Origin of the sequence: Pontibacterium sp., from assembly GCF_041587635.1 — a bacterium.
In the GTDB taxonomy this organism is placed as follows: Bacteria; Pseudomonadota; Gammaproteobacteria; order Pseudomonadales; family Balneatricaceae; genus Pontibacterium.
In genome coordinates this window covers 1-4,975 of sequence record NZ_JBFGYC010000296.1, presented here as the reverse complement: position 1 = coordinate 4,975, position 4,975 = coordinate 1, and the positions used below count along the sequence as shown (strand labels likewise).

Annotated in this window: 1 protein-coding gene; it reads right to left on the bottom strand. The window is 49.4% G+C overall.

The genetic code is table 11. The features are described from left to right. Positions 1-315: 315 nt before the first annotated feature. On the bottom strand, positions 316-4,975 hold a 4,660-nt coding region (locus ABYW01_RS13905; RefSeq protein ID WP_372833684.1), incomplete at its 5' end, for an ATP-binding protein.

Genomic DNA, 4,975 nt, shown 5'->3' with positions numbered 1-4,975 from the left:
TGTTTACATCGTCATTATTAGTCTAGTGATGCCAAAGCGGTTGGGAGCGGATCAATATTCAGTTGCAGCAGCTTGCGTATAGATAAACGCGTGATCTCAATTTAGTGTGTGTTTTTGAAATCTCTTCTAATTCAATAGATTAAAGGAAGGGCAGCGAATGCTGAGTTGTCCCAATGACACTCAGTTTAATTTAATGCACGGTGTTGAAGTCGTTTGATACCAGGAATAACGGGGGCTAAAGCGAGGTTGTTAAGTGGATGAAAATATTGCAAGTTAATCGATACACTTATGGATGATTTTGTTTACAAAAGCGACCTATTCGCTTTGAACAACCCGAAAACCGCGTAGATCTTCGAGGCTTTGTAAATAAATTTGATACGCGTGTTCTACCTGTTTTCTTACAACTTCGTGATTATGCGTATCACCTGTTTCAATCTCTTTACATAAGAGGCTCAGTTCATCGAGGCCAAAGTTGGAGCTGGCGCCTGCCAGTTTGTGTGCGAGCTGCTGCACCTTATGCCATTCACTACTATGGGACGAAGTTTTTAACTGTTGGAAGAGCTCGTCTGATTGCTGCACAAAACGCTGAAGCAACACACTAAGCTGTTCGTCACCCAGCATTTCTCGATGTTGTTGTAACAGGGCTAGATTTAACCGTGTATGGCTGCTGTGTTCCGTCATGGTTTCTGGAACCAATGGTGTTTGTTCTGCTAGCAGTTGTTTTAGCTCAGCAAATTGCAGTGGCTTGGAAAGGACGGCATTCACACCTGCAGCATAGTAATACTGGATCTCTGCATCCGTTACTGACGCAGTAAATGCAATAATCTTAGCGGCTGCCTTTTTTGCATTTGGATGTTGGCGCATGCGCCGGGTCGTCTCCATACCATCCATATCAGGTAGATGGATATCCATCAGGATCAGATCGTAGTCATTATCGCTATGTAGCGATAGGGCGGTGAATCCATCATCGGCAATTGTAACCTTGTGTCCGTCACTCTCTAGCAAGCCCGCGGTGACTTGCTGATTGATTTCAGTATCTTCCACCAACAGGACATTCAGGGACGTCTGAATACCAATATCAGCCGCGTGCGTCGGGGCAGGATGGGTCTCAGTCGCAGCCTTAATCGGAATCTCAAACCAGAACAGGCTGCCTTTATCGGGGGTGCTGTTACAGCCAATTTGACCTTGTTGTGCTTCAACCAGTCGTTTACAGATCGATAACCCAAGGCCGGTACCACCGAATCGGCGCGTAATGGAGCTATCCGCCTGACTAAAGTGCTGGAAGATCTTTTCATGGGCTTCAACCGGAATACCGATACCGCTGTCTTCTACCTCAAAACGTACCTGAAATTGCGGCGTATCTTTGTGTAGTAGCTTGATGCGGATTGCGACCAAGCCTTGCTGAGTGAACTTCAGTGCGTTCCCGCAAAGGTTCATCAAAACCTGATTAATTACACGGCGATCTCCGTTTACCCATTCGGGCAGATCGTGATCATATCGAACAATCAGATCCAACGATTTTTCATCAGCAGTGGGGCGCAATATGGCCTGAAGTTCCTCCAATAACTGCTGTAACGAGAAGTCTCGATGTTCCAGATCAACCTGTCCGGCTTCCACCTTGGTGAAATCGAGGACATCGTTAAGGATGGATAGCAACGACTGGCCAGAGTTGTAGATGGCTTTAACCTGATGTACTTGTTCGGCACTCAGGTCTCCACGCTGCAGGAGTTGCGCCATACCCAAAATACCGTTCATCGGTGTGCGTATTTCATGACTCATGGTGGCGAGGAATTGTGATTTAGCATCACTTGCGGCTTCCGCTTTTTCTCGTGCGACCACAGCAGCGAGGCGCTCATGCTCAGCTACTTCCCGGCTTTTACGTTCGCTAATGTCGGTGAGCGAGCCCTCGTAATAGAGTACTTGCTGCTTATCGTCCAGTACTCGCCGGGCTGAGATGGAGACATCCAGTGGCTGTTGGCAAGCATTTAGCCAGCGGGTTTCGAAGCTCTGCACCTGATTCTCGCTGGATAGCCGAACCATGAACTGATCCAGCGCATCCTGGTTTTCGAAGCACTGGCTCGCGACATCGGTAATCGTATCCAAAAATGCCTGGGGTGATTCGTAGCCCAGAATGTGCGCCAGTGCCGGGTTTGCTGAAAGAAAAGAGCCGTCAGAAGATGCTCGGAAAATACCCTCTACGGCGTTTTCGAAGAGGGACCGGAATTCCACTTCTGATTGTTCAAGGCTCGAGTAAAGTTTGGCGTTTTCTATGGAGATTGCCGCTTGAGCGGACAAAATCTGTAGGGTTTCCAGACGTTCGCGTGTAAATACGTCTGAACTCTCATTGTTCTCCAGATACAGTACTGCTGTCAGATCACCGTGGTACAAGATTGGCATGCACAACAGGGAGCGTGGATTATGCGTACGAATATAGCTGTCGTGCATAAACATTTCGTGCTCCAGAGCGTTACCCAGTACCACCGTTTCTTTGGTGCGGGCAACATAGTGCACAACATTAACCGGTAACTTATCGCTGCCATCCTCAACGGCCATGCTGCTGAAGAATGTCGGATCGCGATCCAGACCCGCCTCGGCTTCGATATATAATGCAGGGCCACGTTTGAGTGCGAGAATAGCGCGCTGCGCGCCTGCATTCTCTTGTGCCAGTGTCATCAATCGACCCAGCAGCTTTTCCAGGACGATTTCGTCTGCAATCACGTGGGATGCTTTGATGACCGACGCAATATCAATGGCCTGATTGCTTAATACTGACGGGGCATGATTATCGCCAATAATTGTTCGGCCGTTGGTGTTCGGTGTTTCGCGAGGATCCAGTAGCTCACTGTAAACCCGAAACATCTGTTCTACTTTCGCGTTTGCGCCCATCGACTGATAGAGTTTCACGGAGTCATTCAAGTACGAACCCGCTATCTTGGGTTTATTCCAGTCGAGATATAAGCGGGCTGCCAGCTCATGGGCCTGGGCCAGATCCAGCATAATTTCACTTTCGCGGCAGGCTGCGATCGCCTCATCGAACAGATCCATCGCAGCGGTATAACGTTTCTGTACGCGCGCCAGTTCGGCCGTCAGCAGTTTGTAATGGTGAAGATGGTTGGTTGGGCAGTGCTTCGCCCAGCCCTGAGTCATCTTCTGGATTCGTTTTATGTGGCGTAGACGCACCGGCTGATGCAAGAGGTTCGTATTGGGTATCAATGCCAGCTGGGCCATCGCGCTGATATAGTGCAGCCACGGTTGAGCATACGTGCCGTGAATGGACGAGATGTAACTTTCACCCTGTCGGCCATGAACTGCGGCCTGGTCGTACTCGCCGAACATGTAAAAGAGCAGTGCTTTATACATGTGTTGCAGGCAGATAGCCGTACGATGGTTGTTCTCTTTGTAGTCTGAAAGGGCACTGTCCTCAGAGTAGTAGCGGCCATCCAGACGCGTTGGAGAATCGCTAATACCTCTAATATTATCAATGCTTTGCAGGGCTAATCTAGAATATTGTTCAGATTGTTTTTGCCCTGTTGCCTGCATGCGGAGCATGTACTGCTCCAGCTGTGGCTGGATGCCTTCCATATCTTTGATCAGTGTAAAGGCGTACTGGATATATGCCGCGATACAGTAGGTGCCCCATTCTACGTCCCCACAATCCAGTGCGAGATGATAGCCTTTCTGTAAGGACTCAAGTGTATTGCTCAGAGGCTCCTTCCAGTGGCGGATATAGCTATTAAACAACGATAAGGTTTTATGGTGCGTGAGCCGGGAAGGCAGGCGTTCGTCAATGGCCAGTGCCGTTTTCCCCAGACGATATCCCTGAACAATGGCATTGTATCGCCCGCACAATACGCCACCGTAACCGGCGAATGCCAGTGCTGAAGATGGGCCTAAACCGTGTTTCAGCGTCAGTTCAACCTGCTTCGCCATAATCAGCGGGCGCAGCTCGGAACTGGAGAATTTAACCGCACCAAACATACTGGCCATGATCGGCAGGGCGGCGAGGACGGCATCCGATGTCATTGCGGGCATCTTAAGCACAGATTCTGGCGGAGTTTGCTTCAGCATCCACTGAGTCTTTAACTTGTTGGCCCAGCTAAAGGTATTGCCCGGATGTTTTGGAATCGTAATCCCCAGCAGATCCAATACCTTCAGTGCAGTATCCAATGCCGAGTCGAAAGCATTGCGGGAGATGTGCGCCTGAATCAGGATTTCGTACATCCGTACTTTTTCCAGCAGACTCTGTGCATTGGTCAGAACGTGCTCAATGAGCCGTTGCAGTTGTTCAAAGTCATTACGGATATAAGCCGTTTCAGCCGCATTGGTATGCAACGACAAGGTCAAATCGTAATGGTCTTGCCATCGATTGGAGGGCAGTAGTTCCAGTCCTGTATTGAAATAGTCATAGGCTGTTTCAAAAGCGGCTGCATCACGTGCGCCAATACCCGCTTTTAAGTTCAGCTCCGCCAGGTTTAAGCGTTCATCTGTTTCCTTGAGCAGGTCACGTGCGATGTTGAGATGGTTTGTTACCTCAAAAATCCGGCTCTCGAACTCCTCTGAATCGAAATTATCCAACGCCAGCTGACCAATCTTAAGATGTACGGGTAAACGCGCGGCATCTGATATCAGGCTGTAGGCAGCTTGTTGTACGCGGTCATGAATAAATCGATACCGGGTGCTGTCAGCACTTGGCTGGCGGGGCAGGTGGTAGTTATCGAGTGGCAAGATCAGCCGCTCAGCCATCGCTTGCCACAGATCCGCGGCGGTCTCTTGCGGTGAACGTTGGTGTACGATGGATAAAATACGCAGACTGAATGGGCTACCCAGACAGGAGGCAAGCTGTAACATTTTTTGTGTGTTCGGAGACAACTTCTGAATCTTGTTGACCATCAGATCAACAACGTTATCTGTCATCTCCTGTTGGCGAATACTCTCTTCATTCCAGACCCAGTGCCCGCGATTAAAGCTGATCAGG